Origin of the sequence: Laedolimicola ammoniilytica (assembly GCF_025567165.1) — a bacterium.
Classification (GTDB): domain Bacteria; phylum Bacillota; class Clostridia; order Lachnospirales; family Lachnospiraceae; genus Laedolimicola; species Laedolimicola ammoniilytica.
The window spans coordinates 66397-89964 of sequence record NZ_JAOQKC010000002.1 but is presented as its reverse complement, the minus strand read 5'-3'; the positions used below and the strand labels follow the sequence as shown (position 1 = coordinate 89964).

Annotated in this window: 35 protein-coding genes and 1 CRISPR repeat array; of the genes, 34 read left to right on the top strand and 1 reads right to left on the bottom strand. The window is 40.2% G+C overall.

What is annotated here, in order from left to right; translation table 11 throughout:
* The first annotated feature begins 7 nt into the window (after window positions 1-7).
* The 34 genes from OCV63_RS01855 (at window position 8) to OCV63_RS01690 (ending at window position 22769) form a co-directional block, all read left to right on the top strand.
* On the top strand, window positions 8-640 hold the full coding sequence (locus OCV63_RS01855; protein ID WP_262670589.1) for a trigger factor: 633 nt from the start codon (window positions 8-10) through the stop codon (window positions 638-640).
* A gap of 9 nt (window positions 641-649) precedes the next feature.
* Entirely contained in the window at window positions 650-1033 is a 384-nt protein-coding gene (locus OCV63_RS01850) for a hypothetical protein (protein WP_158361739.1), read from the top strand.
* A 451-nt stretch (window positions 1034-1484) separates the two neighbouring features.
* Entirely contained in the window at window positions 1485-2417 is a 933-nt protein-coding gene (locus OCV63_RS01845) for a class B sortase (RefSeq protein WP_158361737.1), read from the top strand.
* Between the two features lie 133 nt (window positions 2418-2550).
* Window positions 2551-3579: an acyltransferase family protein gene (locus OCV63_RS01840; RefSeq protein ID WP_158361735.1), complete on the top strand. Its 1029-nt coding sequence runs from the start codon at window positions 2551-2553 to the stop codon at window positions 3577-3579.
* Between the two features lie 85 nt (window positions 3580-3664).
* Window positions 3665-4252 (top strand): hypothetical protein, encoded by a 588-nt coding sequence (locus OCV63_RS01835; RefSeq protein ID WP_158361734.1) that lies wholly within the window; start codon window positions 3665-3667, stop codon window positions 4250-4252.
* A 35-nt stretch (window positions 4253-4287) separates the two neighbouring features.
* Window positions 4288-4455, top strand: a complete 168-nt coding sequence (locus OCV63_RS01830; RefSeq protein ID WP_262670588.1) for a hypothetical protein — start codon at window positions 4288-4290, stop codon at window positions 4453-4455.
* Between the two features lies 1 nt (window position 4456).
* Entirely contained in the window at window positions 4457-5125 is a 669-nt protein-coding gene (locus OCV63_RS01825) for a hypothetical protein (protein ID WP_158361733.1), read from the top strand.
* A gap of 2 nt (window positions 5126-5127) precedes the next feature.
* Window positions 5128-5487 carry a helix-turn-helix domain-containing protein gene (locus OCV63_RS01820; protein WP_158361731.1) on the top strand — a complete coding sequence of 120 codons (360 nt, stop codon included), beginning with the start codon at window positions 5128-5130 and terminating at the stop codon, window positions 5485-5487.
* 25 nt (window positions 5488-5512) lie between these two features.
* A complete protein-coding gene (locus OCV63_RS01815) occupies window positions 5513-5782 on the top strand; it encodes a hypothetical protein (protein ID WP_055304598.1) in 270 nt (89 codons plus the stop codon).
* Window positions 5779-6132 (top strand): hypothetical protein, encoded by a 354-nt coding sequence (locus OCV63_RS01810; RefSeq protein ID WP_158361728.1) that lies wholly within the window; start codon window positions 5779-5781, stop codon window positions 6130-6132. The genes OCV63_RS01815 and OCV63_RS01810 overlap by 4 nt, the downstream gene beginning before the upstream one ends.
* A gap of 89 nt (window positions 6133-6221) precedes the next feature.
* The gene (gene cas5c, locus OCV63_RS01805) at window positions 6222-6908 is read left to right on the top strand and encodes a type I-C CRISPR-associated protein Cas5c (RefSeq protein WP_158361726.1); all 687 of its coding nucleotides are present in this window, start codon (window positions 6222-6224) and stop codon (window positions 6906-6908) included.
* 62 nt (window positions 6909-6970) lie between these two features.
* Window positions 6971-7150: a hypothetical protein gene (locus OCV63_RS01800; protein ID WP_158361724.1), complete on the top strand. Its 180-nt coding sequence runs from the start codon at window positions 6971-6973 to the stop codon at window positions 7148-7150.
* 3 nt (window positions 7151-7153) lie between these two features.
* Window positions 7154-9127: a type I-C CRISPR-associated protein Cas8c/Csd1 gene (gene cas8c / locus OCV63_RS01795; RefSeq protein WP_158361722.1), complete on the top strand. Its 1974-nt coding sequence runs from the start codon at window positions 7154-7156 to the stop codon at window positions 9125-9127.
* On the top strand, window positions 9120-9965 hold the full coding sequence (gene cas7c, locus OCV63_RS01790) for a type I-C CRISPR-associated protein Cas7/Csd2 (protein ID WP_158361720.1): 846 nt from the start codon (window positions 9120-9122) through the stop codon (window positions 9963-9965). The genes cas8c and cas7c overlap by 8 nt, the downstream gene beginning before the upstream one ends.
* Window positions 9966-10127: 162 nt before the next feature.
* Window positions 10128-10613: direct repeats of the CRISPR family, unit length 30 nt; unit sequence GATACACTCCGTAGTGAGTGCGAGTTGAAA.
* Between the two features lie 736 nt (window positions 10614-11349).
* Window positions 11350-11514: a hypothetical protein gene (locus tag OCV63_RS01785; protein WP_262670587.1), complete on the top strand. Its 165-nt coding sequence runs from the start codon at window positions 11350-11352 to the stop codon at window positions 11512-11514.
* A 62-nt stretch (window positions 11515-11576) separates the two neighbouring features.
* Entirely contained in the window at window positions 11577-11990 is a 414-nt protein-coding gene (locus OCV63_RS01780) for a hypothetical protein (protein WP_158361718.1), read from the top strand.
* 783 nt (window positions 11991-12773) lie between these two features.
* Window positions 12774-13115 carry a hypothetical protein gene (locus OCV63_RS01775; RefSeq protein WP_158361716.1) on the top strand — a complete coding sequence of 114 codons (342 nt, stop codon included), beginning with the start codon at window positions 12774-12776 and terminating at the stop codon, window positions 13113-13115.
* A gap of 10 nt (window positions 13116-13125) precedes the next feature.
* A complete protein-coding gene (locus OCV63_RS01770; RefSeq protein WP_158361714.1) occupies window positions 13126-13911 on the top strand; it encodes an N-6 DNA methylase in 786 nt (261 codons plus the stop codon).
* Window positions 13912-13931: 20 nt separating this feature from the next.
* A complete protein-coding gene (locus tag OCV63_RS01765) occupies window positions 13932-14405 on the top strand; it encodes a JAB domain-containing protein (RefSeq protein ID WP_055304521.1) in 474 nt (157 codons plus the stop codon).
* A gap of 2 nt (window positions 14406-14407) precedes the next feature.
* Window positions 14408-15064: a hypothetical protein gene (locus OCV63_RS01760; RefSeq protein WP_158361712.1), complete on the top strand. Its 657-nt coding sequence runs from the start codon at window positions 14408-14410 to the stop codon at window positions 15062-15064.
* 72 nt (window positions 15065-15136) lie between these two features.
* Window positions 15137-15403 (top strand): hypothetical protein, encoded by a 267-nt coding sequence (locus OCV63_RS01755; protein ID WP_262670586.1) that lies wholly within the window; start codon window positions 15137-15139, stop codon window positions 15401-15403.
* 13 nt (window positions 15404-15416) lie between these two features.
* Window positions 15417-15701, top strand: a complete 285-nt coding sequence (locus OCV63_RS01750) for a hypothetical protein (protein ID WP_158361709.1) — start codon at window positions 15417-15419, stop codon at window positions 15699-15701.
* Between the two features lie 15 nt (window positions 15702-15716).
* On the top strand, window positions 15717-15884 hold the full coding sequence (locus OCV63_RS01745; RefSeq protein ID WP_262670585.1) for a hypothetical protein: 168 nt from the start codon (window positions 15717-15719) through the stop codon (window positions 15882-15884).
* Window positions 15885-15966: 82 nt separating this feature from the next.
* Window positions 15967-16797 carry an Rpn family recombination-promoting nuclease/putative transposase gene (locus OCV63_RS01740; protein ID WP_158361856.1) on the top strand — a complete coding sequence of 277 codons (831 nt, stop codon included), beginning with the start codon at window positions 15967-15969 and terminating at the stop codon, window positions 16795-16797.
* 22 nt (window positions 16798-16819) lie between these two features.
* Complete coding sequence (locus tag OCV63_RS01735; protein ID WP_158361708.1) at window positions 16820-17032, top strand: hypothetical protein; 213 nt, start codon at window positions 16820-16822, stop codon at window positions 17030-17032.
* A 31-nt stretch (window positions 17033-17063) separates the two neighbouring features.
* Window positions 17064-17252 carry a hypothetical protein gene (locus OCV63_RS01730; protein ID WP_158361707.1) on the top strand — a complete coding sequence of 63 codons (189 nt, stop codon included), beginning with the start codon at window positions 17064-17066 and terminating at the stop codon, window positions 17250-17252.
* Window positions 17253-17471: 219 nt separating this feature from the next.
* Window positions 17472-18392, top strand: coding sequence for a hypothetical protein (locus tag OCV63_RS01725; RefSeq protein ID WP_158361706.1), 921 nt, complete (start codon window positions 17472-17474; stop codon window positions 18390-18392).
* A 20-nt stretch (window positions 18393-18412) separates the two neighbouring features.
* A complete protein-coding gene (locus OCV63_RS01720; protein WP_158361705.1) occupies window positions 18413-18634 on the top strand; it encodes a hypothetical protein in 222 nt (73 codons plus the stop codon).
* Window positions 18544-19377 (top strand): DUF5688 family protein, encoded by an 834-nt coding sequence (locus OCV63_RS01715; RefSeq protein WP_317245541.1) that lies wholly within the window; start codon window positions 18544-18546, stop codon window positions 19375-19377. Before OCV63_RS01720 ends, OCV63_RS01715 begins: the two co-directional genes overlap by 91 nt.
* A 13-nt stretch (window positions 19378-19390) precedes the next feature.
* Window positions 19391-19720: a hypothetical protein gene (locus OCV63_RS01710; RefSeq protein WP_055304770.1), complete on the top strand. Its 330-nt coding sequence runs from the start codon at window positions 19391-19393 to the stop codon at window positions 19718-19720.
* A gap of 15 nt (window positions 19721-19735) precedes the next feature.
* Complete coding sequence (locus OCV63_RS01705) at window positions 19736-20842, top strand: phosphoadenosine phosphosulfate reductase domain-containing protein (RefSeq protein ID WP_262670584.1); 1107 nt, start codon at window positions 19736-19738, stop codon at window positions 20840-20842.
* A gap of 47 nt (window positions 20843-20889) precedes the next feature.
* Window positions 20890-21318, top strand: a complete 429-nt coding sequence (locus OCV63_RS01700) for a hypothetical protein (RefSeq protein ID WP_055304789.1) — start codon at window positions 20890-20892, stop codon at window positions 21316-21318.
* Between the two features lie 64 nt (window positions 21319-21382).
* Window positions 21383-21580: a hypothetical protein gene (locus OCV63_RS01695; protein WP_158361702.1), complete on the top strand. Its 198-nt coding sequence runs from the start codon at window positions 21383-21385 to the stop codon at window positions 21578-21580.
* A gap of 7 nt (window positions 21581-21587) precedes the next feature.
* Window positions 21588-22769: a hypothetical protein gene (locus tag OCV63_RS01690; RefSeq protein WP_158361701.1), complete on the top strand. Its 1182-nt coding sequence runs from the start codon at window positions 21588-21590 to the stop codon at window positions 22767-22769.
* 50 nt (window positions 22770-22819) lie between these two features.
* Here the strand turns inward: OCV63_RS01690 and OCV63_RS01685 are convergent, their stop codons facing one another.
* Window positions 22820-23554, bottom strand: coding sequence for a recombinase family protein (locus OCV63_RS01685; protein ID WP_158361698.1), 735 nt, complete (start codon window positions 23552-23554; stop codon window positions 22820-22822).
* Window positions 23555-23568 lie beyond the last annotated feature (14 nt).

Genomic DNA, 23568 nt, shown 5'->3' with positions numbered 1-23568 from the left:
ACGTTTCATGGATAAGAAAAAGAAAATGATCATCGGGGGCGTAATCTTAGTTGCAATCGTAGCAGCAGTGGTAATTGGCATGTATTTACGGTCTCCGCAGTTCCTGGCAGGTAAAGGTGAGGGAAATGCTACGGGAAAAACAGCAATTACAATGATGCAGGATATGTATGGCGAAAGCAAGCTGGAGAAGCTGGCAGATGTAAGTGCGGTTCCGGAAGGAACGGATCCCATGGAGTATATGGTGGCAAATAGTGTGTTTGTTCTGGATCAAGAGTATGTAAACCAGAGAGCGGAAACAGAATTTTTGATTATGGAATCTGCAGCGCAGGCTGCCGGAAAAACATATGAGCAGTATATTGCGGACACGTATGATGGGAAGACAACTGATGAATATGAACAGGAAAGAGTAGCAGCCCATGAAGAGTTCCTGAAAGAACGGTTGGTGGCGTATGAGATAGCCAAAAAGGAAGGTATTACGATCACTACGGACGAGTACGAAGAATTGCTGCCTGAATATGCAGAAAAATTCGGATATGAGGATGATACCGAAAGGTTTGCACAGGAATGTGATAAAGATACGATAGCTGCAGAGATGCTGTACGACAAAGCCTGCAGTTATTTAGAGAAAAAGGCAGGGTGAAAATTGCAGATGGAAGATGAAGTGTTACGGGAAGATGAAGAGGCAGAGATCAGCTTCCATATCATTGCCAACATTAAGATAAAGAAATCGGATCCGGATTATAAAGATTTTGTAGAAGCCATGAAGACGCAAAATGGCGAAGTATTAAATCGGCTGCTGAAGTTATGGAGCGAGTACATAAGCTTTGAGGACGACAGCATATTAGGATATTTGGTGCCAAAGAATGAAATAGCAGCGGCTCTTCCGGCTCATAGCCAGGTGATAGATCATCGAGGAAATCAAGTATTTAATTATCCGTTTCTTTTGGACAATCAAAATATTGTTATGAATCTGCTACGGAATACTGCAGATGATGCGAGAAGGAGTGACGAACAGGAGGAAGCGAAAGCGTGAAAGCAATAGAGCTTTATATTGTGAGGTATATCTATCGGCATAATACTTTTTCGGGACCGGCTATTTCCAATGCTACGGTCCGAATCGGAACGAAGGGGACAGGCTTGGACAATGTAAAAATAAAAAATGAGTTACAAGAAAGGGCTTAACTTGAGAAAGATGGTCTGGAGGAGCGTGTATTATGGAAAATCTGATTTTGATGTTTTTTCTCATTTTTGGAGCGGCGTTAGTGTTAAAAACAGTGAGAGGAATATTTAAGGTGGCAGGGACAATTTTGATTATATTGTGTGTGTACAGATTTTTAAGTCTGTATCTCATGTGATTTTATAGCTCTGACGCTCTGTGAAGCCAGAAAACAGGGAAAGAGGATGGGAGCGGGAATTACTGCACTAAAATAAGAAAACGGGAATACCGGTCACTGAGAGGCTTGCGGAGGCGAAACAGAAGAGCATTGAAAATATATTTTGCGATATTTCATAGGAGTAGAATGCCGATGGTGTTTTCCATCGGCATTTTTAGAAAGAGGGGAAGAGTATTGAATAAAATATTGCGGGCGCTGTTAATTGTGCTGCTTTTTTCACTTGGAAGTATCGGAGCTGCATTGATATTCTACGGAATCTCGGAGGATAAAAACGAGATAGCCTCAAATGAGAAAACAGAAACGGAAACAGGGAAGAATCGGATTATTTATGCGGATCCTTATTACGAGATCAATGGTGAGGATATGGCACTTCTTGAGGCGTATAAAAAGTATAATCCGGATGTGGTTGGGTATATCCGGATCCCGGATACAATTTTGGATCACCCGCTTATGCAGACAAAAACAGACGAAGAATTTTATCTGAATCATGATTTGGATAAAAAATATAATAGCCACGGGATCCCATTTTTATCCAAAGATAGTGAGATAGAGAAAAAAGGCTGCAATATAGTCATATACGGGCACAATATCCACAAAATAAGTCGGGATATCTTTTGTGATCTGGCATATTACGAGGACATTGAATATTACAAAGCGCACCCGATTATTGAGACAATTTCTGAGTCAGGAACACGGAAATGGCTCATATTTGCCTATTTTATTACGGATAATTCGGAAGAAGGTGCATTCCGATATTCAGATTATACACGGTTCCTGGCAGCGAAAGATCTGGATGAATTTTTGCAACAGGTAAAGGATAGAAACTGGTTGGATGTGCCGGTTGATATAGAATATGGGGATTCTTTGATCACTCTGTCCAGCTGCTCGAATGAGCTGGCCGGGAAGGGAACAAACCGTATGGTTGTCATAGGAAAATTATTAAAGACAGATGAAGAATACACGGAAATTGTGGAGAAAGCCCAGAAAAATGAGGCACCGCTTATTCCGGAAGAACTTCAATGACAAAATGTAAATTTACAAAATCTATAAAGAATCTATTAAATATTCGAACATTTGTTGTTGAATTTATATTTGAATGATACGCTTGTTGCAAAATTAAATATGCACCAAGGAGGAGGGAAAGGTGGAAATACATATGAAACCACAAAGAATTGCATGGCTGGATGTTGCGAAAGCAATCGGGATCTATGCAATATATCTGGGACATTTCGGGGATGCTGCAGGCCCGGCATATAAATTCGTATTTCAATTCCATGTTCCGTTATTCTTCTTTCTGGCCGGATGCACGGAGCATTTCGGCAAAGAAAACGATTGGCGGGCTGAGATAGTGAAAAATATGCAAAGAGTTCTCATACCGGCATATATATTTGCATTGCTATCATTGGGATTACATATTATCAATGCGAATGCAGATCTGAGCGAGGTGAAGGGCTGGCTGAGGCTCATAGCTCAAGGGCTTATCCGGAATAACTATTTGGCAGCATCACTTTGGTTCCTGACTTGCTTATTTGTGATGAAGTTACTTTTTATGTTAATTAAACGGATGAGAAAATGGTACCTCATCTTGGCGGCCGGAGCATTACTTTTTTTGGTTGCAGAATATAAGATTACACCGCGGCCGGCAGAAGTGCCGCATTGGTTTTATAATCTGGACAGTGCGTTTTACTATATGCACTACTACATTTCCGGATTTTTAGTATTCCCTGCAGTTAATAAGTTTTTAGAAAATAGAACGTTGCGTTCCAGAATTGGAAAATGGATCCTGGGATGCATAACAGTTGGGTATACGGTTCTGATGTACTTTCAGATCAATTTGCTGACTGTTATACCGGCGGCAAACAAAGTATTGAATTCCCTGTTAAGGCTGGGAAAAGCGTATCTGATAATAGGAGCAATCATTATCATATCTTACTGCTTTCAGAATATGCAGCCTTTAAATGAAATTGGACAAAACACACTGTATTTATGCGGCGGCGAGTATATTATAAAAATTTTGGTTCCTTCAGTGATTGGATTGCTGGGACTTAGCTTGAATTTAGATGGACTATTATATATAAGTCTGTACACTGGAATTTTACTCTGGATATCAATGAGAACAGTGGTTCCGGTATTAAAAGAAACGGTAAAAATTATCTGCAGAGAAAATCCTGTATGTAGGGAATGATAAGTATGTTGTCTGATTTCATGTGAATTCAGGGAAAAGCCCGCTACTGTATGGAGAATAATCAACGAAGAATAAGGAGAAAAATATGAGTTACAATGAACGTTGCAAAATCAGCTTTATGAATAATTGTTTTATAGCTTTTGTTATCGCTATGAGCATAACTTTAATTGTAGAAAATATAGGAGTTGTAAAGTATAAAGATAGCCATTCATTTATGTTTCTTACATTCATATTGTTATCTGCAGTATTTCTCACGGTGTCATTTTTGAAAAATACAAAAAAAGAATACAAAGACATTCTGGAGAAGAGAATGAGTTATAAGTGGAAAAAAGCCAGATATAAGGATGTCGAGCGGATAATAAAGAACCACATGATAGATGGTAATAGACATTATATGATACAGGACGATGAAATAGAGTACAGCAATGGAGAACAGGCTATGGATCCAGAAGAGGATGAGATAGAAATAGAGGAAGTGTATAGTCACGACCTGATATATGATCATGGAGTAATATATATTCTTTCATATATGGACTATATAAGATATAGAAGACTGCATTGTACATTTATAAAAAAGATGGAAAAGAAGCAGGAAAACGATATGCGGGAAGATGAAGAAAAATTTTGGAAAGAGAAAAAGGAAAAACTTGTAAGAAGAAATGAAGTTTCATAGAAAGTCTGCAGATACAGATATGGGAGGGTGTAATAGTGGCAGGTGAAAATAGAAAAGAAGTATTTTTCAAGGCAATAGGATATAGAGCTGAGGCAGAAAATGTTTATGTACGGTTGCAAATGAATTTCCCATTGGCTGACGAGGGGATGAAAAACAGCAGGCCAGTAGTTAAAAGAACAGATTTGAGCAGGGGAGGAATATAAGATGGCAACGCAAGAAAAATTAGTTACTATGAGAAAAAGAACTTTTAAATTAAATTTGATCGACGATGACTGTGAAGATTTCATCATAAAAGCGGCTTCAGTTGGACTGACACCTGAAAAGCTGCTTGAGAACTTTATTAACGATCTTATCTGTGGAGTATGTACGAATGGATCTGATGAAAGAGAATACGCAGAACGGTGGTTTAATAGATGCGATTTTAGAATGTTCCCGGATCAGACATTTGGAAGCTACCTGCTTGAAATGGGGGATGGCATTGGTTGGATAGATGAAATTCTTAAATGTGTTGAACGAAGGGGGAATTCCAGAAATGCTATAGAGGCTGCAAAGAGAGAGATTGCGGATCCGGATAATAATGATTGGCAAGAGATCTTCCAATATGATTATGAAAAGGATTGTTATGTGAAATCATATGAGTCAAGAGAGGCGTGGGAGCAGGTCGAGCAGGAATATATAGAGGGCGAGGAAGAGGTCATAAAAGAGAGTGAAGAATACATAAATGATGCGATTCAGGATTATCAAAAGCACTGCAAAAAAGAGATAACCTTTGAAGAAGCAATTCAGGATGCAAAAAAGTGGAAGCAAATTTATGAGAACTTGTTGGAGGAGACAGGCGAAGGAAACGCTGATATGAGAAACGAGGATGAGTAAAAATGGGAAAAATGCAGGAGCTGCATTTGCTCATAAAAGATGTATCTGCAGAAAATATCACAAGATTAAGTGACTTTGCCATTCTACAGGAAAAAATCGGGATCCATGTGAATGTTACAGATAGTGAGCAGAATGAAGTGGTTATCCGCTATGATCAGGAGCATGTGCAGGAAAAATTGACAAGAAAAGCGGGCCGGAAGAAGAAAAAAAGCGATATGACGGTCGGTGAGGTTAAGATACTGCAGAGTCGTGGTATGAATAGAGCTGCAATCGCAAGAGAGCTTGGGATCAACAGAAGTACATTGCAGAGAAGAATTAAGAAAGCAGAAGCCAATACTCTGCCGGACGATGCCTTTATTTGAAAGCCAGAGGGAGGAAGAAGTTGCTGTGAACTTATATGATGTATTTGACTTATGTACAGACAAAATGGTGATACATAACGGGAAAACAGAAGATATTGTTGAACAGTTGCAAGTGACAAAACACATGTTCTATCATTCCGTCAGCCGGGATGTACCAATGAGAAAAAGATATCAGATTATCAAAACCAGGGAAAAATTTGTCTGGCAGGAAAAAGAACTGCAGAGGCAAGAGTTCGCAAAAAACTGGACTCAATTCTGTGAGCCGTTTTTGAAGATGGGAGGAAAAGTGAAATGACCATAAAGCGGAGTACCTTAATAGAGGGGATTTTGATTATATGTATGGTAGCTGTTTTAGGATTGGTTACAGCGATACGGGAGCCAGCTGCAGAGAAGAATCAGGTGAAAACCATAGAAGAGCCAAAGGTAGAGACTGCAAACATTTATATCTTAAAAAACATTCATTATACCGGGACGTATGTAGTTGGAACGTGGACAGATGAGTTCGGAAATGAGCAACAGGTAAAGGCAAAAATGCCAAGTGCAGGAAGTGGCAGCATTTATAATGGCGGTAATGTCGCGCTGCAGACATACGAAACGCTGACAAATGGCACTTTGGAGAATTGCTTTTACTGGCAAGAAGAATGAAATGGTCAATACGCAGTAAGAAATTATTGAACACTAGGAAAATAATATATGGCTGATGATTTTGGAGAAAATTATTGGAGGAAAAATGCATGAGAGATATAGAATTTGAGCTAGTTGGGGATTATGCGCTGTTTTCAGATCCACTGACACGACCAGGCGGGGAGAAGAACAGCTTGATAGTGCCGACATATGAAGCTCTGAGGGGCGCTGTACGGAGTTGTTTCTGGAAGCCAACAATTATATGGATTATTGATCAGGTGCGGGTTATGAACCCAATACGGACGGAAACGAAGGGACAGTTATTGATCAACTACTCCGGTGGGGGCAAGGACCTGGCATATTTTACATATTTACAGGATGTGAGGTACCAGGTGAAAGCGCATTATGAGTGGAATAGAAATTATCCGGAGCGCAAAAGTGATTGGAATGAGAAAAAGTATACGGATATGATTGAGAGAGCGTTGAAGGCTGGTGGACGAAGGGACATATTTTTAGGAACCAGAGAATGCCAGGCAGAGATACGCCCATGTAAGTTCGGCGAGGGAGAAGGGTACTATGATGCTGTGGGTGAGCTGGCGTTGGGGTATATGTATCACGGAATGACTTACCCGGAGGAAGCGGTTATGCAGGAAGATAAAAAATATTTGACTGTCCGATTCTGGAGACCGGTCATGAAAAATGGTGTTATAACATTTCTGCGTCCGGAGGAATGTACAGATAAAACACACATACGGAAAATGGAATTTACAAGGTTTTCTTTTAGAGAGGGCATATAAGTACCGGGCAGTGTAAAGAGTGGTCTGGAGTCTTCCAAGAGGGCAGAGGAAAGGAAATGAATATGCTCACATTAGAATTACGGCCATATGATCCAGAATCAGATGAGCTGCGGAACGGCTGGGATGCTCTTTCAGTAGAGCAGGCAACAGCAGAAGGGAAAAATCTCTATGTCGATCAATTCGGGGATATATGGACTGACGGAGAGCGCGAGTATGTAGGCAGAATAAGAAAGAGGGAATAGAAGGTGAACTGGTTAGAGAGTTTATGTGAACTTTATCAAAAAAATGAAAAAATAGCTGGTGTATATATGAAAGGCAGGTTTGACGAAGACTTGATTCTGGTACCGATCTATCATAGTACGCTGATTGCTCATATTACAGTTTTTCTTGATACTGCAGGAGAATTTATCAATGCAAAACGGGTTCTGAAAGGAGAGGGACTGACCATTATACCAGTAACGGAGGCTTCTGCGATCCGGACAAGTAATTGCGCCCCGCATCCGTTATGTGACGGTTTAAAATATTTGGCAGGTGATTACGGAGTTTACTGCGGAGCAGATGGTAAGAAGAATACGAGAGAATTTTATAAAGAATATATGGCAGTGCTTAAAGCCTGGAAAGAGTCACAATATAGTCATCCAAAATTGGATGCTATATATGAATATCTGCAGAAAGGAAATTTGATTAGGGATCTGATATCTTGTGGGTGCTTAATCCTTGGAGAAAACGGATTGCTGTCAGCTACCGATAAATTGGGAACGACAGCCCAGGCAGATGCGATGATAAGATTTATTATTGCAGAAGAGAAAACTGCAGTCCAGGCATCCATGGAAGAAAAAGAATATCCAGATGATGAAAAATGTTGGAAAGATCTTTCTTTACAAAAGCAGTACATAAAATATTGCAGATGGCAGGATGAGGCATCTCTGCATGAGAGATCCTATGCTACGGGGGAAATGGTCAGAGTCACTTATAATAACCCTAAAAAAATCAGAAATGATGCGGACAGTGGAAAATTGATTTCTTTTAATGATCAGGCCAAGAAGAATCATTTTTTATTTGAGGGGTTATTCCCGGATGCAAACAGCAGCTTACATCTGGGATATGAGGAACTGCAGATGGCCTACAACGCTTTGAAGTGGGTCATTCGAAAACAGGGAACAACCTTCGGAGATCTGTGTACAGTATTTTATATAGGCGGGGAAGGAGATGTTATTCCATCGTTTGCGGCCGGTTCAGAAGATATCATGAAACAATATAGTAACTTAGTAGCAGAGCCGGGAGAAGAGGTTTCAGAGCTGCAGGAATATGAAATTGTACAACGTGATGCGGAACAGTTTACAAAGGCTATGCAGGGATATGGAAAATTATTATCCCCAAATGAGAAAATGCATTTTTTAGCATTTAAGGCTGCTACGCCTGGCCGATTGGCTATTGTAGAAAACCATACAATTTATACAGGAGACTATCTAAAGCGGATTGAAGAATGGCACAGAGATATATCCTGGCTTCAACGGGGATATGAAGGTAACTATTTCTACGGTTCCTATAATTTGAAAAATATTGCGAGAATCCTTTATGGAGAAGACAAAGATAAAAGTGGACGGCTTACGCTGAAGGGGAAAAATGTGTCAATGGAACAGCGTATAACGGAACGATTGATAGGATGCATCCTGTTCGGTGATCCACTTCCGGAAGATATCGTGAATCGGGCTGTACATCTGGCATCCAGACCGCAATCTTATTCAAAGTGGTACAACTGGGAACAGATACTGAGTTTTGCCTGTGCCTGCATAAAAAAGAAATGGATCGAAAAAAACAGGGAGGAATGCGGAGTGGAATTAAGAAAAGACTGTACAGATCGCAATTATCTATACGGGCGGCTGCTTGCGATTGCGGATCGGATGGAGTATCGCTCATTTAAGCAAGGAGAAAGCAGAGAGACAAATGCGAAAAAATATATGACAGCTTTTTCCATACATCCTTTCAGAACATGGATGATCATAGAACAGAAAGTAAGATACTGCCAGAAAAAATTAAAAAAAACAGAGGCGTTATATTATCAGAGACAGATTGCTGAAATAATGAGTTTGTTTAGACCGGGAGATTATGAGTCGCAGGAACGGTTGGATGGTATGTATCTTATGGGATTTTATAACGAGGCCACAGAGCTTCAGCGCTATACATTAAAGAACAAAGGAGAAGAGGAACATGAGTAAAGTAGAGGGACGAATCGATTTTGAACTGTTGGTGACAGTAGAGAGTGCTAATCCAAACGGAGATCCGCTGGAAGAAAATCGACCAAGAATGAGAACAAATGGACTGGGTGAAATCAGTGATGTGTGCCTGAAAAGAAAGATTAGAAACCGTTTTCAGGATTTGGGATACAAAATTTTTGTTCAGATGGATGAACGTTCAGATGATGGGTGTAGGAGTCTCAAGGCCAGAGTGGACAGCTGTGAACGGCTGAAAAACGCAATGAAAGGTAAAGAAACAGATGGAAAAGAGTGCGCCAAAATAGCATGTGAGGAATGGCTGGATGTTAGGGCTTTTGGCCAGGTGTTTGCATTTAAGGGAACGGAGATGTCGGTTGGAGTACGCGGACCGGTATCTATCCAGCAGGCGTTAAGTGTATCTCCAATAGAAGTTGAAACACTGCAGATCACAAAGTCCGTAAATTCAGAAGATAAAAATGGAAGATCATCAGATACTATGGGAGTCAAATATTTGGTGCCGTTTGGTTTGTATGTTGTTAAAGGAAGTGTGAGTGCTGAATTGGCTGATAAAACAGGTTTTACAAAAGAAGATGCAGGCATATTGAAAACGGCATTGAGAACTTTGTTTGAGGGCGATAGCTCTGCAGCGCATCCAGCGGGAAGCATGGAAGTGAGAAAAATGTATTGGTGGGAGCATACTTCCAGAACTCCTGAAGCGACGCCGGCTGAGATATTCCGTTCGGTGATGATTACGCCGAAAGTTACAATTCCGGAAAAATTTGAAGATTACGAAATTGAACTGAAAGAAATCAAAGGAATTGTAGCGCCAGAGATTATTTAAGAGAAAATTTGGTGCGAATATGAAGCAAACATGAGAAACGCAGGGTATTCGCACCGATATATCTAAGTAGGATAGTATAATTTGCAAAATTGATTTGGAATAAATTGTTAATTATGCAAAAGAAATGGCATATTTTGAAGCATAATATTAAGCCATTTTGCTGATACACTCCGTAGTGAGTGCGAGTTGAAAAATACTTGTCAAGGAACTTAAATGTAAGAATATTGTGATACACTCCGTAGTGAGTGCGAGTTGAAAATTTCCAACCATTCTTTCATACGCGGATACAGCAGGATACACTCCGTAGTGAGTGCGAGTTGAAAGGAGCTGGGTGCAATGACACTACAGAAACAGAAGGATACGCTCCGTAGTGAGTGCGAGTTGAAAGATAGCTAATCCAACGATTCCACAGATGGATGGGAGATACACTCCGTAGTGAGTGCGAGTTGAAAGATCGCAGTGCGTTTCGAAAATCTCGGCCAAATTCGATACACTCCGTAGTGAGTGCGAGTTGAAAAGCCCAAGATTTGCAAAGTGTGTTGCCAAAAGTTCGATACACTCCGTAGTGAGCGCGAGTTGAAAGAAGGTGTGTTTGGCTGGTAACCTGGATATGTTCTTGATACACTCCGTAGCGGGTGCGAGTTGAAATGACATCTACGAGTATTATGGGTATAAGGTAAATTTGGCTTCACCTGTAGAGGCCACGAGTTGAGAAATCTAGCGGAATTTTGTCAGGATATCCCAGGCAGGATTCACTTTGTAGTAAGTGCGAGTTGAAAGGATACGGTCATATTTTTAGTAAGACCTATGGTGATGGATTCATCCTGTAATGGGTGCGAGTTGAAAAGGTATTTCATCTACCGTTTGAATCAAACATTGAAGATTCACTCTGTAAAGAGTGCGAGTTGAAAGAAGATATTTCAGTAGCCGTTGTCAAAAATCAGTAATTCGTTCTATGGAGCGCAAGTTGAAAATCTGGTGTCGTTTGAAAGGTCTATATCATAATCTGCTTCATCCGGCAGATTGTGGATGATTATCTGAAAGGGTGCGGCACTTTTGGAAGAAAGGCATTGTACTATAAATTTTAAAGGGTGATGATAATATGGAAAAAAAGAAAATAGAGTGCCTATATAGGCTTTTGGAGCGTGCGGAGAGTGAACATGATACGGAGACGGTAGCTGCGTTACGATGGGCAATTCTCCAACTTGAAAACAAGTAAAAAGCGCCAGAAAGGATAGCTCACTTTATATGAGGGCGCGAGTTGAAATACGTCGGTTGAAATGGAAAACTCATTCTGAAAAGAATGCGAGTTGAAAGATCGGGGACATTATGGAATATCACCTGCTCTTATGAAGAAGAGCGGAAAATGTGAGGAGGAAATAAGATGTCAAAACAGGAAGTGTACGCAAAAATATTTAAAGAATTACTTGAAGCAGAGCTACTCAATGAAGAAGGAGTAGATGATTTACAGAGGAACGTAGAGGAAGTTATTGGAAAAGCGCTGGAAGATTATACGTTGGTGTATACGACAGGGATTATCACTGAATAGAGAAATAAGCAGCCGTGTCTCAAAGCTTCGAGATACGGCTGCTGCTTAAATGAGGAACAATTATGAAGATGGAAACAGCATATGAAGATTTATATGATAATCCGGCCACTTTGACAGAAAGTGAAATGAGCTGGTTTGAAACGATCTGCAGACAATGTACAGAGGCAGTAGAGCTGGAAGAAGATATTCCCATTTATTCAATGAATCATTCTCGATTGAAGGGAAAGAGTAAAGAAGCATACGGAATCATATGGAAAGCGGAAGATCAAACATATATTACGATAGACACCTATTTTATTCATGAATGTTATGAGTCAGTCTTCCATAATGCCTGGAATGTGACATTTGAGACGCTGGAGCATGTGATAGCTCATGAATTTGCACATCTTTTCTACTGGAGGCATGGCAAGCGGCATACAGAGAAGACGGAAGAACTGTATGCACGAATCCAAAATAACATGGAAGAAAGCAGGTAAATATTTTTATTCATTACTATTCTCCTATGTGCCGCAGCATGGAGGAGGTGCCGACCATTTTCAGGTCATAAAGCTTCTTTGTTTCTGATTCCAGGTGATGGCTGAGCTTGAGAACTGGATAACAGGGGAAGGCTTAAAATAATTCTTGCAACCGTATTTTCACAATTCTCTATAATGAACTACATTTGGGCCAGCAGGCCAGGGAAAGAATAGGAAAAGAAAGAGTATTCTAAGTAAAGGAACAAAAAGGGATTGATAGAATTTACATGGTCCGAACGAGTAAAATATAAAATCAGGAGAGGCCGACACATTAGAGAATAGTAATGAATATAACTATTTGGATGATTGCACAATCAGGCTTTAAGGCAACGGGAAAAAGTTAAAACTCCGTGTGAGGCTCTGTACGCTCCAGAAATCGTTTCTTTAATCATAGCGGGAATATGTTCACAGTGTAGTTTATTTACAGAATATGCCCCTGCTATGCTTGTCCTGGAGGGGCATAGGCGGAGCTGGAGAAGCCAGGATACAAGAACTGGGCGAGTAAAGCCAGTATTGACAAATTATGGTGTATCCGGTATCCTATATTACATAGACTTAGTAAAAAACGATTGAGGAAAATCCTCATGGATTAGCGAAATAATTTAAGGACGTATTTTACCATTACGGTAATATGCGTCCTTTTTTGTGTCCCGTCTTTTGCTGAGTCTATTTATTTGCAAAAGAAAGGTGGGTAGAAAGTAAACGTAGTGGCTGAGAATGCTGAATTTAAAGGAGGAAAAAACGATGAGTATTTTATTAGACAAACCGGTTAAAAGGACAAGCATGACCATTTGGGTGCCTCGTGAGAGCTGGATGTTCCTGCAGGCGCGGATGCAGCAGGAGAGAATGGGCGTGGAACTTTCGGTAAACGCACGTAAAAGGTTAAATCAAGCTTTTACAGATTTCTCACATGAGGAGAAAAAACAACTTAAAGATGGTGACTTAGGTGGCTGCATTGGAAGTCCGGAAAATGCCTGGGAAGAAGGTAGGTGGATATCCTGGAGCTGCGAGGACATGAAAAAAATCCTGGATGCAGCGGAACTACCATGGGAACCAGGCGAAACCATAGAATATTTTGAAATATAGGAGAACAAGCATGGAAAAGATAGATTATGAGAAAGAATTCCTGAGTATCTATAATAAGTTCAATCAGAAATATTCTAAATGGGAAGTATGGAAAGACTTTTTATATCTTTCGGCCGCATCTATGGCGAATACGGTGAAAACTGCAGAATGGCAGCAGCGGGAAGAACGTTATCTGCAGACGATTGGCAAATATGAAAAAGAGTATCAGGAAATGATGCCAAATCTGTTTGCGGTGACTGCAGCAGCACTGGACGATAATCCGGAACAGGATTTCCTGGGAAAACTGTATCACCGAATTGGTCTGGAGCAGGAGCAGAAAGGGCAGTTTTTTACACCGTATCATATCTGCGAATTTATGTCGGAAATAAATTATGCAGGGGATGAGATGCTTGATGCGAAAACGGGTAAAAAATATATAACGGTAAGCGATCCAGCCTGCGGAGCAGGTGCTATGTTGATTGCATTTGCAAATACAGCAAGGAAACACAAGATAAATTATCAGGATAAGGTACTGTTTGTGGCTCAAGATATAGATGAAACAGCTATGTTAATGTGCTACGTTCAGTTATCATTGCTCGGATGCAATGCTGCAGTCATAAGAGGAGACAGCCTGGCCAAGCCCGGATTTCATCCGGATAATGATGTGTGGTTTACACCGATGCTGTATCTGAAATGGGAAAAGTTTAGAGGCTTTTTTGAAGGTACAGAAGAAGCAACCCAGCAGATCAGCATGAATCCGTTAGATATGAAACAGTTTGTCGAAGAAGCAAGCGGTCAGATGACGCTTGCTATTTAATTGTATATAAGGAGCGTTAGATGAGAATTATTACATATGGAACAGAATTTGATAACAATATGAGACTGAAATTGGTCCAAGAAAAATGTATTATTTATGGGAAAGAAAGTGCTCTGGATTCACCAAAGAAAATAGTGCGGGTCATGAATGAGGTTTTTGGGCTGAACCGAAAAGCAGAAGAATTCTTATATTTGATTACCTGCCTCAAGGATAATCCTACAGGCTTTTTTGAAATCTCCCATGGAAGCGTAGATTACGCACAGGTAAGAATTGCGGATGTGTTGAAAAGGGTGTTGCTGAGTGGTGCAGTAAATTTTATTATTGTCCATAACCATCCTTCCGGAAATCCGAATCCATCTATTGCAGATCTGGATTTTACAAGAACACTTCAAAACGGAGCTTCTGTCTTGGGTATCAATTTTTTAGATCATATCATCTTAGGAAATCCCGATTATTTCTCATTTAAGGAAAAAAATATGTTGATGGAGGAATAGCGTTGAATGCAGAAAAGGCAGTAAGAATCATAGTGAAAAATAATGATCAAGTGGGAAAAATCATCAAATGGTACCAGGATAATAAACAGACGTTGGATGCAGAGAAATTTGTGATACCATTTCAGTCTGGCAGTATTATATTACCGGGAGAAATCATTAGCTTTGAAGCAAAGCAGTATGGGTTGATTGAGCTGTGTCTGCAGATAAAAAGCGGGAAAAAAGTTTTGATGTGGGATTACGATCCGGCAACAGGAACTATATCAAATCACAGGTTTCCAGCCAACATGAATCATGTGCAGCGGAAAAAAATGATTGATGTCATGGTCAGGGAGAATACAGATGTAATAGAATCTGTCAAATACCATGCCTTGATGAAATTTTCCATTCACTATAATGCAGTAATAGAAGTGAAAGGGCAATCACTTGGAAAATATGGTGAAGCTCAAGAAAAATTGTCAGGTAAACCAGCAGCTCTGAGCGGAAGGACCTATTTACTGATGGATTTCCCGGAACGTGAGGGAAATGTTGTTCAGGATAAGAGAAGGTACCACAAGCCAGAGTATGTTGTTCAGGTAAAAGGACATTTTAGAACGTATAAGAGTGGGAAAAAAGTGTGGATCGAACCATTATCCAGATATAAGGAAAATGGGAAGGTGTAGTCCTGCTTATAGCGTCAGAATATGCTTTCCAGCCGGTAATTGCCGGCTGGAAAAATGGAAAGGAAGCAGAATATGAGAACAGTGTGTATTAGCCTCAAAGAGTTGTATGAAGAAAAAGGTGCTGAGTTATTTTATGGAGGGCATATTGAGCATAGACAGGAAGGGGATACAGAATATTACGATTTGAGAAAACCCGTAGATAATTTGTATCTGGCCTGCGACGGTGAAAAATGCAGAATAATTCATGAGGATAACAAGATGGTAATATTGGAAACGGTAGATACTCAAATGAGAATTTATCTTACCCGTGAAGAATATCAGATTGCAACCTTTTCATAGGAGGAAAACGGGTATGACAATTAAAGAGTATATGAAAGCTGGGAGAGTAGAAGGGGATGCATCCACTCTGAAAAGAGTCGCCTGCGTAGATATTGCATTTATCAATCGCAAAGGAGAACGGGATGAAACACAGCTGACAGTAACACATCACCTGCTTACAGAAGCGGGAAAGGAAGAGCTGTCGGAACTTTTCTCATCGCTGGCTGCAGAACTTAACGCTTGTAAAACTAAGATCATGTATATTGGTGTTGTTGCATCTGCAGATACGGAAGAAGAATTACATGAGCTGGGATATTAAGGAGGAACATCTTATATGAAAGCGGTTAGAATTGAGTGGGATACAGATGGAGATAACGAAGCGTTGGCGTTTCTTCCGGAAGAAATAGAACTTCCAGATGGAATGTCTGATGAGGAGTCAATTTCCGACTATATTTCAGAGCAAACCGGATTTTGCCATAGAGGATATGAGTTGGCAGTATAAATTTATACCTCAAGTAAAACAGAAAAAAACATTGAGTTTTACCTGCAAAATAGGTATACTAAAGAAAAAGGAAGTGGTAAACATGGAAATAAATTGGGAAGAATTAAGTATCAGCAATGATTTTATTTTTGGAAAGGTTATGCAGAATGCAAAATTATGTAAGGAGCTTCTGGAAATCATTCTGGGGATAAAAATAGATCGTGTAGAGTATCCGGAGCCACAGAAAAGTATAGATGTTGGTGTGGATGCGAAAAGTGTGCGTTTGGATGTATATGTACAGGATGGAAAGAATAGTGTATATGACATCGAAATGCAGACAACAGATGGACCGGAGCTTCCGAAGCGAAGCAGGTACTATCAAGGTGCGATTGATGTAGGAATGACAGATAAGGGAACTTTTTACAAAGATTTAAAAAGAAGCTATATTATATTTATCTGTACGTTTGATCCATTTGGAAGAGACAGATGTGTGTACACATTTACGGAACGTTGCCAGGAAGAACCAGATTTGGAACTGGGAGACGATACCTATAAGATCTTCTTGAATGCAACAGGTCAAACGGACGGGATGAGTGAAGAACTTACAGACTTTTTGGAATATGTCGCAGGAAAAGAGCCTAAGACCTCGGCGGTAAAACGGCTGGATGAGGAAGTACAGCAGGCAAAGCGAAATAAAGAATGGAGGCGTGAGTTTATGACATTGTTGATGAGAGACGAAGAAAATGTAAGAAAAGGCATGGAAAAAGGCATTGTTGTTGGCGAAAAACGTGGTATGGAAACAGGTATTCGTGCAATGGTTGAAATGTGCCAGGAAGATGGAAGATCTTTAGATTCTACTTCTGTGCGGATTAAAGAAAAGTTTTCAATGTCACCGGAGGATGCCATAAGATATGTAAAAAAATTTTGGAAGTAAAGCATAAGCGAGGCATGAGTTTATGTGCAATTTGAGTCAGGGAATAAAGGAAGCTGGCATTGCTGTTGGCGAAAAACGTGGTATGGAAAAAGGAATTGCAGAAGGTATCCGAGCAACGGTTGAGATCTGCCAGGAAGATGGAAAAACCTTAGACTCCACATCTATGAGGATCAAAGAAAAGTTTTCCCTATCTCCGGAGGATGCCACAAGATATGTAAAACGGTTTTGGAAGTAAATTACAAGCGGAGAGCAGGATAGGAGAGGCTATGGTGAAAACATATATTGTTAAAAAAGGCCAGAAACCTACGAAAGAGCAAATCAGAGCAATCAAGGAAGCGAAAAAGCATCCAATTACATTTGATAAGGATTGTGAAGAGCTTTCTCCAGCGATGCAGAAAGCATTCCGCTGTGCTGTCATCCAGAGAAACAGAAGAATACATGAAGAAAGGACATGACATTAACTTGTATTTTAGGCATCATCATTGTATGATGCCTAAAAAAATTGACAAATTTCATAATTGTGATAATATGAGAGTATAGACTTTTAATCACTAAAAAAATTGCGAAATAAACACAGGACGGACTATGCAAATAAGCATATGCCGTCTTTTTTTGTGCGTTTTCTGGTGACAGGGTCTTATTTTTTACCCTAAAACAGAAAGGAGAGGAAAAAGATGGGTAAAGGCTTTGAAAGCACTATATTTTCCAGCCCAATACGAGGCAGTGGAGGTGATGCAACTTATCGGGGGAATTGCTGCCCTGGCATTATTGAGAAATTTATCGAGCAGTACGATATGAAATATCTCTCGGATTATGCTATTGGCAGTGGAACAACCGTAGATGTATGCAACCGTAAACACGTAAATGGGTATTGGACCGATTTGCGTTTGGGATTTGATCTCCTGAACGCAGATATCCCGGATGTTCCGGAGAATATCTTTTACCATCCCCCCTATTGGAACATGAATGGAAAGATCATTTATTCCAATACAGAGTATGACTGGAGGGAAGTAAGAGATAGGTACGGATATGATCCGCGGCTTTCGGATCTGTCCCAGATAAAATCATGGGATGAATTTGTAAAACAGTTGAACAGGACTGTTATGAAGCAGTTTGCAGCTCTACAAAAGGGTGGCCATATGGGAATCTTGATGGGTGACATCAAAACAAGAGGTAAACTTTTTTCGATGCTGCTTGAAATCTGCAAACCTGGGACCGTAGAGCAGGTGATTGTGAAAACACAACATAACTGTGTGTCAGATCAGACCCATTATGCGAAAGCCTCTTTCATCCGGACGGTACATGAGTATCTTTTGATTCTGAGAAAAGATTTTCCGTATATTCTGGACTACCAGATGGTAAAAACGGAAAAGCTGGATATTCGTAATTCGGCTTCGGCAACATGGAAAGATGTAGTGGCTGCAGCGTTGGGAAAGATAGGAGCGCCGGCAGAATTGAAAATGATTTACGATGAGATCGAAGGGTATAAGCGGTGCGATAGCAACCGGTTTTGGAAAGAAAAAATTCGGCAGACATTACAACGGTATCCATGCTTCAGACAGAATGATACTACCTGGGAAATTGTAAATGCATAAAAGAAATGGAGGAAATGAGTATGATGACTTATGAAGAATTCAAGGGAAAGATGATAAACAGCATCAAGGAATATTTACCTGCGAAGTACAGCGAATTTGATATTTTTGTGGTGAGTATACAGAAGATAAATCAAAAACTGGATGGGTTAAGATTAAAATTCCTGGAGCAAAGACTTGTCCCACGATTTATATCAATGATTTTTATGATGCTTATGCGAAGAAAAATGATTTTGAATGGGTAATGCGTGGGGCAGCAAAGATCATAACCAGAATAGAGTCCTCAATGCCGCAGAAAGAAACAGAGGTACAGGACTTTATGTATAATGCGTCCTTAAATGCAGAACTGTTCCGACGGAATGTAGTAGTTGAACTGGTGAATACAGAGATGAATGAGGAACTGCTAAAAAGGGTGCCATACAGAAAATTTAATGATTTGTCTGTCGTTTACAGATGGATATACGATGTGGGAAGTAATGGACAAAGTGGAATTCTGGTCACAAACGAATTGGCGAAACAGTATTCCATGAGCGAAACAGATCTTTATGAGAATGCCCTGAAAAATACGAAAAGGCTTTTCCCTATTGAGATTGAATCTATGCGAGAATTTACAGAGAGGATATTGGGTGCAATTTATCCATCAGGAATGGTGAGTTTGACGCAGGAAGATATGGGGCCAATAGACGGTATGTGGATACTATCCAATATCGTACACATAAATGGAGCCACAGTGTTGCTTTATCCGGAGGTTCTTGATGAAGTAGTCAAGCTTGCAGATTCAGAGCTGTTGCTGCTACCGTCATCCAGACATGAGATAATTGCAGTTTCTGTGGAAGCTTTGAAAATGACAGGGCAAAAGACGGAAGAGGTAGAAAAAATGGTGCATGAAATAAACATGGAGCATGTTCCGCTGGGAGAACAATTATCGAACGAAGTATACCTCTATGGCGATACCAGAGAGGTTACGCTGGCAAATCCATTTAGGTAAAAAGGAGAAACAAATGAATACAAAAATTGAGTATTTATATCGAGATGCTTCAAATTATAAGAAAATAAATCAGGTAATAGTATCAGGCACTTTTGATGAAGCTCAAAAGGAAAGTATTCAGGATTGCTTGTCTGATGGAGAGTATTTTATCCCAAAGCAAGTAGGATTCCCGGAGATACGTTTTGATAAACTTACTGAAGATGATCATTGTTGGTTTGAATTGTCGGTAGAGAATTTTTCAGTTACGTCACTTCCAGCAGAAATTCAGATGTCAGCAGAAGATGTTGTCAATGCATTTCTTGCAGCTAAAGATAACTGGGATGATAGCATAAAGCTGGCATAGAATGGTGGTGAACGTATGGCATATCTATTATCGGAAACATTTAAGTTTCCAAAAGATAATTTCGAAAGCATGAAATATCAACCGTATGAATTGAAACCCAATTTCAGCATGTACAGAATATATGAATGGCATAGATACTGGGATGGAAAGATTTATTTATCTTTTTCAGGAGGGCTTGATAGCACGGTACTTGGGTATCTGATATGTGAGGCATATGTGAAATATGGCTTGCCAGGAAAGATACCGTTGGTATTTTGTGATACAGGCATGGAATTTCCAGAGATCAGAGAGTTCGTTACATATTACATAGAGTGGCTGAAAGAAAAGTTCCCACAGTTGGAGTTGGAACTTGTTAAATTGCATCCGGAACACAGTTTTCGTTGGGTATGTGAAAATAAAGGATTTCCGATTATCAGCAAAGAGACGGCAGGGAAGATTAAGAAATTGCGGCATGGGAAATTAGGTGAAAGATACCGGAATTATCTTTTGAATGGTGATGAGCGTGGAAAATTCGGAATGCTGTCAAAAAAATGGCAGTACCTGGCTGATACCACACGAATACCAGAGGATATTTCGGATGTGTGCTGTGAAATCTTAAAGAAAAAGCCATTTAAGAAATATGTAAAAGAAACCGGCCGATATCCATTCATGGGAATTACACAGGATGAAAGCTTCAGGCGGGAAAACCAATACAATCATACGGGATGTAATGTATATGATGGATCAACCATTAAGAGCCAGCCAATCGGTTTTTGGACAAAACAAGATATTCTGCGCTACAAAGTAGAAAAAGAAATACCTATTTGCAGCGTTTACGGTTGCTGTATCAAGAATAAGCAAGGAGTTTATGTTTTGACTGGAGAACAGAGAACAGGTTGCGTTGTATGCGGTTTTGGATGCCACTTAGAGTCTGAGCCGAATAGAATACAGCGATTGCGGGCATCTGATAATGAACGGCATCGGACCATGTGTGAGAGAACATTGCAGATTACTAACAATGGCGTGACCTATATGCAGGCGCTGAATGATTGTGGTATACCGACTACAACATGGGAGTTGGAAGGCCAGATGAACATTTACGATTTCCCGGAATTTTTACCAGATGCAGAAAATATCGGGTGAAAATAATGCAGGTGAGAGAAAATCTCTTATGGAGAGGAGAAACAGCTATGAAAATAGAAAAAATTCATATTTATAATGAAGAAAACAGTAAGAGCGGAGGCCCAGAGGCAACATTGATCCGAGTGTGTGAATTTCTGGATGACCTCAAAGACAAAGATGGAAGGTACCCGAAAAAGGAGATTTCATATTGTCGAGCATATTACAAGGGGCAATGGTGGAGAACCTGGTTTTCGGTACAAGAATTGTCTGATCGGAGCTTGGGCGAAGAGATAGACTCATTTGTGGATGCATTTTTTGAAAGAAGAGAATTCTATGATCTGGATTCATTGAGCGAGTTTTGCCGCAATTATGCAGCTGCTACGACGGATCCAACAGAATATAATCTTTTTTCAGATACAGAGCATTTCAACATATGGATCAGATTGATTACCAGATCCAATGATTACAATGTGTACCTCACATTTTTAGAAAAATAAGATTTGATCGAGGAGAGCTGGAAACGGCTCTCCTTGCTTTATTTTACAAAAGGTGGAACCAAGTATGAGTAAAAAAGTAAAAGGGCGTTATTGCTATAAATGCGGCGTTCAGATGAATACCTGGGATGTGCGCTTGACCAATATCTTTAAAGTGTATGATACTTGCGAAAGCTGTTTCTGCAAAATATATGATATGGATCAGGACACATTCAGAAATTATATGGATAAATACCTGGATGAGCGGCCATGCCAGGGACTGTGAGGCTGATATGAGAGAATATAATAAGTTGACAAAAGAATTGCTGGCCGAAGGATATTCAGCAGAGTGTCATCCAGATTATGTTATGGTAGGAAGTACCTGCCCGGACAAGGATAATCCATTGAGTAATTTAGATGGTGGATTTGTATATGTACGTTCTCATATTAGAAAGATGACCTTTCGGACACCTTGCGGATTGCAATGCAGAGGTGAAAGTTGCATGTCAAGTCTGGAACTGGAAGGAATTGAGTGGACCTTCGAAAATGATATGGCAACTGTACAATGTCCATATCGAATAGCAGTATGTGAGGATAAACACGAATCTTTACCATGTACCGGTGTGATAAAGACCTGGTGTAATGTACATCAGGTAGATGAACCGTATCAATATGAAAATAGTCTCGAACAAGTGGAAGAACTGGAAGAAAAAAGAATAAGCGAAGACAAGCGTGAATTCATAGAGGCCAGGAAGGGAAGAGCTTGCGAGCATCATATGTATTACGATCCGGAACAGCGGGCATGGACAATGCGGTATCGTCCTCAAATATGCGCTCAAAATAACTGCCGTGGCTACTGTCCAATTTTAGGAAAAGAACTGGATAAAAAAAGAGGAAATGTCTTTTATGATCTGAAGACTACTTATTTGCGGACAGATTTGAATGGAACTCTGTTTGAAGGACAGGTAGATTCTCATATTGAAAAAGGCAGAAGAGTATTTCAAAGACCGGTCAGCCTGGATATTTGCAGAAGCTATGAAAAGCTGTGTAAGGCAGAGTTGGAAGCGAGTATTCGCCTGAAATACCATAGTCAGTTATTCTATGCGGAATTTCATCATGAAAAATTTGAAATTGATATATTGAATATCCGCTCTGAATGTCGTGCCAGCAGGGATTTACTGGAGGATCTGGAAAATCTGAAACAAGGAATAAAAATATCTTTCTATGAGGAAAACGAACAATGGAAGCAAAAACAAAAGAAAGAGGCTCGGCGAGTGGCGCAAAAAAAGAAGCAAGAACACTTTGAAAGGCTAATCCTAAAGAGTGGCTATGCGTCTCAAACGAGAGAAATGCAGAAGAAAATTGAAAAGATTCTATCTGCAGAGCGAATCCGGGAACTGGAAGCAGAGTATGAAAAACGGATAAGAGCTGAACGGGAACGTCCGGTGCAGCTCAATTTGTTTGAAATGTTGTAATGGGAAATGAAAAAGGTCGTGGATGTAACACGGCCTTTTTCATGTAAAAATCATGTGGGATAGTCTGTTTCACCAGAGAGAAGGGATTCCCTGAGTTCTCGTTTGTATTTGTAAAATGTATTCCTGGCGATACCGGTTAATTTCATGCAATCGTTATCATGTAGAGTTCCACCGAAATCAATGGAGTGTTTGAGAATTTCAGTTTTTTTCTCGATGCTTTTTTTTGTAGTAAGTTTCCGTCCTGGAACACCGCCAATTTGCTTACCGTTGAGGCGGGCGGTTTCGATTCCCTGGCGGGTTCGCGTATGTAAATCGCTGACTTCTTTTTCAGCCTGCTCAAAGGCAATGCGAATTTGTTCTTTGGCCAAATCCATCATTAACTCGTTCATAGCGTCGATCATGGTCTTGGCAAATTTATCTGCAGCCGGATTACCTGTGGTGAAATATATATTGATTCGCTGCTGCAGTGCTTGCTTGTATACAGCGGTATTTACATGCGGTTCATTCAAGAATTCAAGTACAAGTCCTTTCTTGAATAGTTTTTCATATTCTTCACAACCCTCGTCGGCGCAGCGGGCCATTCGTGAGACGGAATCAAAGACGATTCTATCGCCGGGTTCTGCAAGGCGTATAATTTTATCAAGTTCCTTCCGGCCCTGGAACATGGTACCGGTAAATATTTCACGCACAATGATCGCATCCGGATAACGGGCCAGTATGTTTCTTTCCTGACGTTCAATATTCTGAGTAGGTCTGGATATTCGGCAATAGCCAAAAGTCTTCATAAAATCCTCTTTTC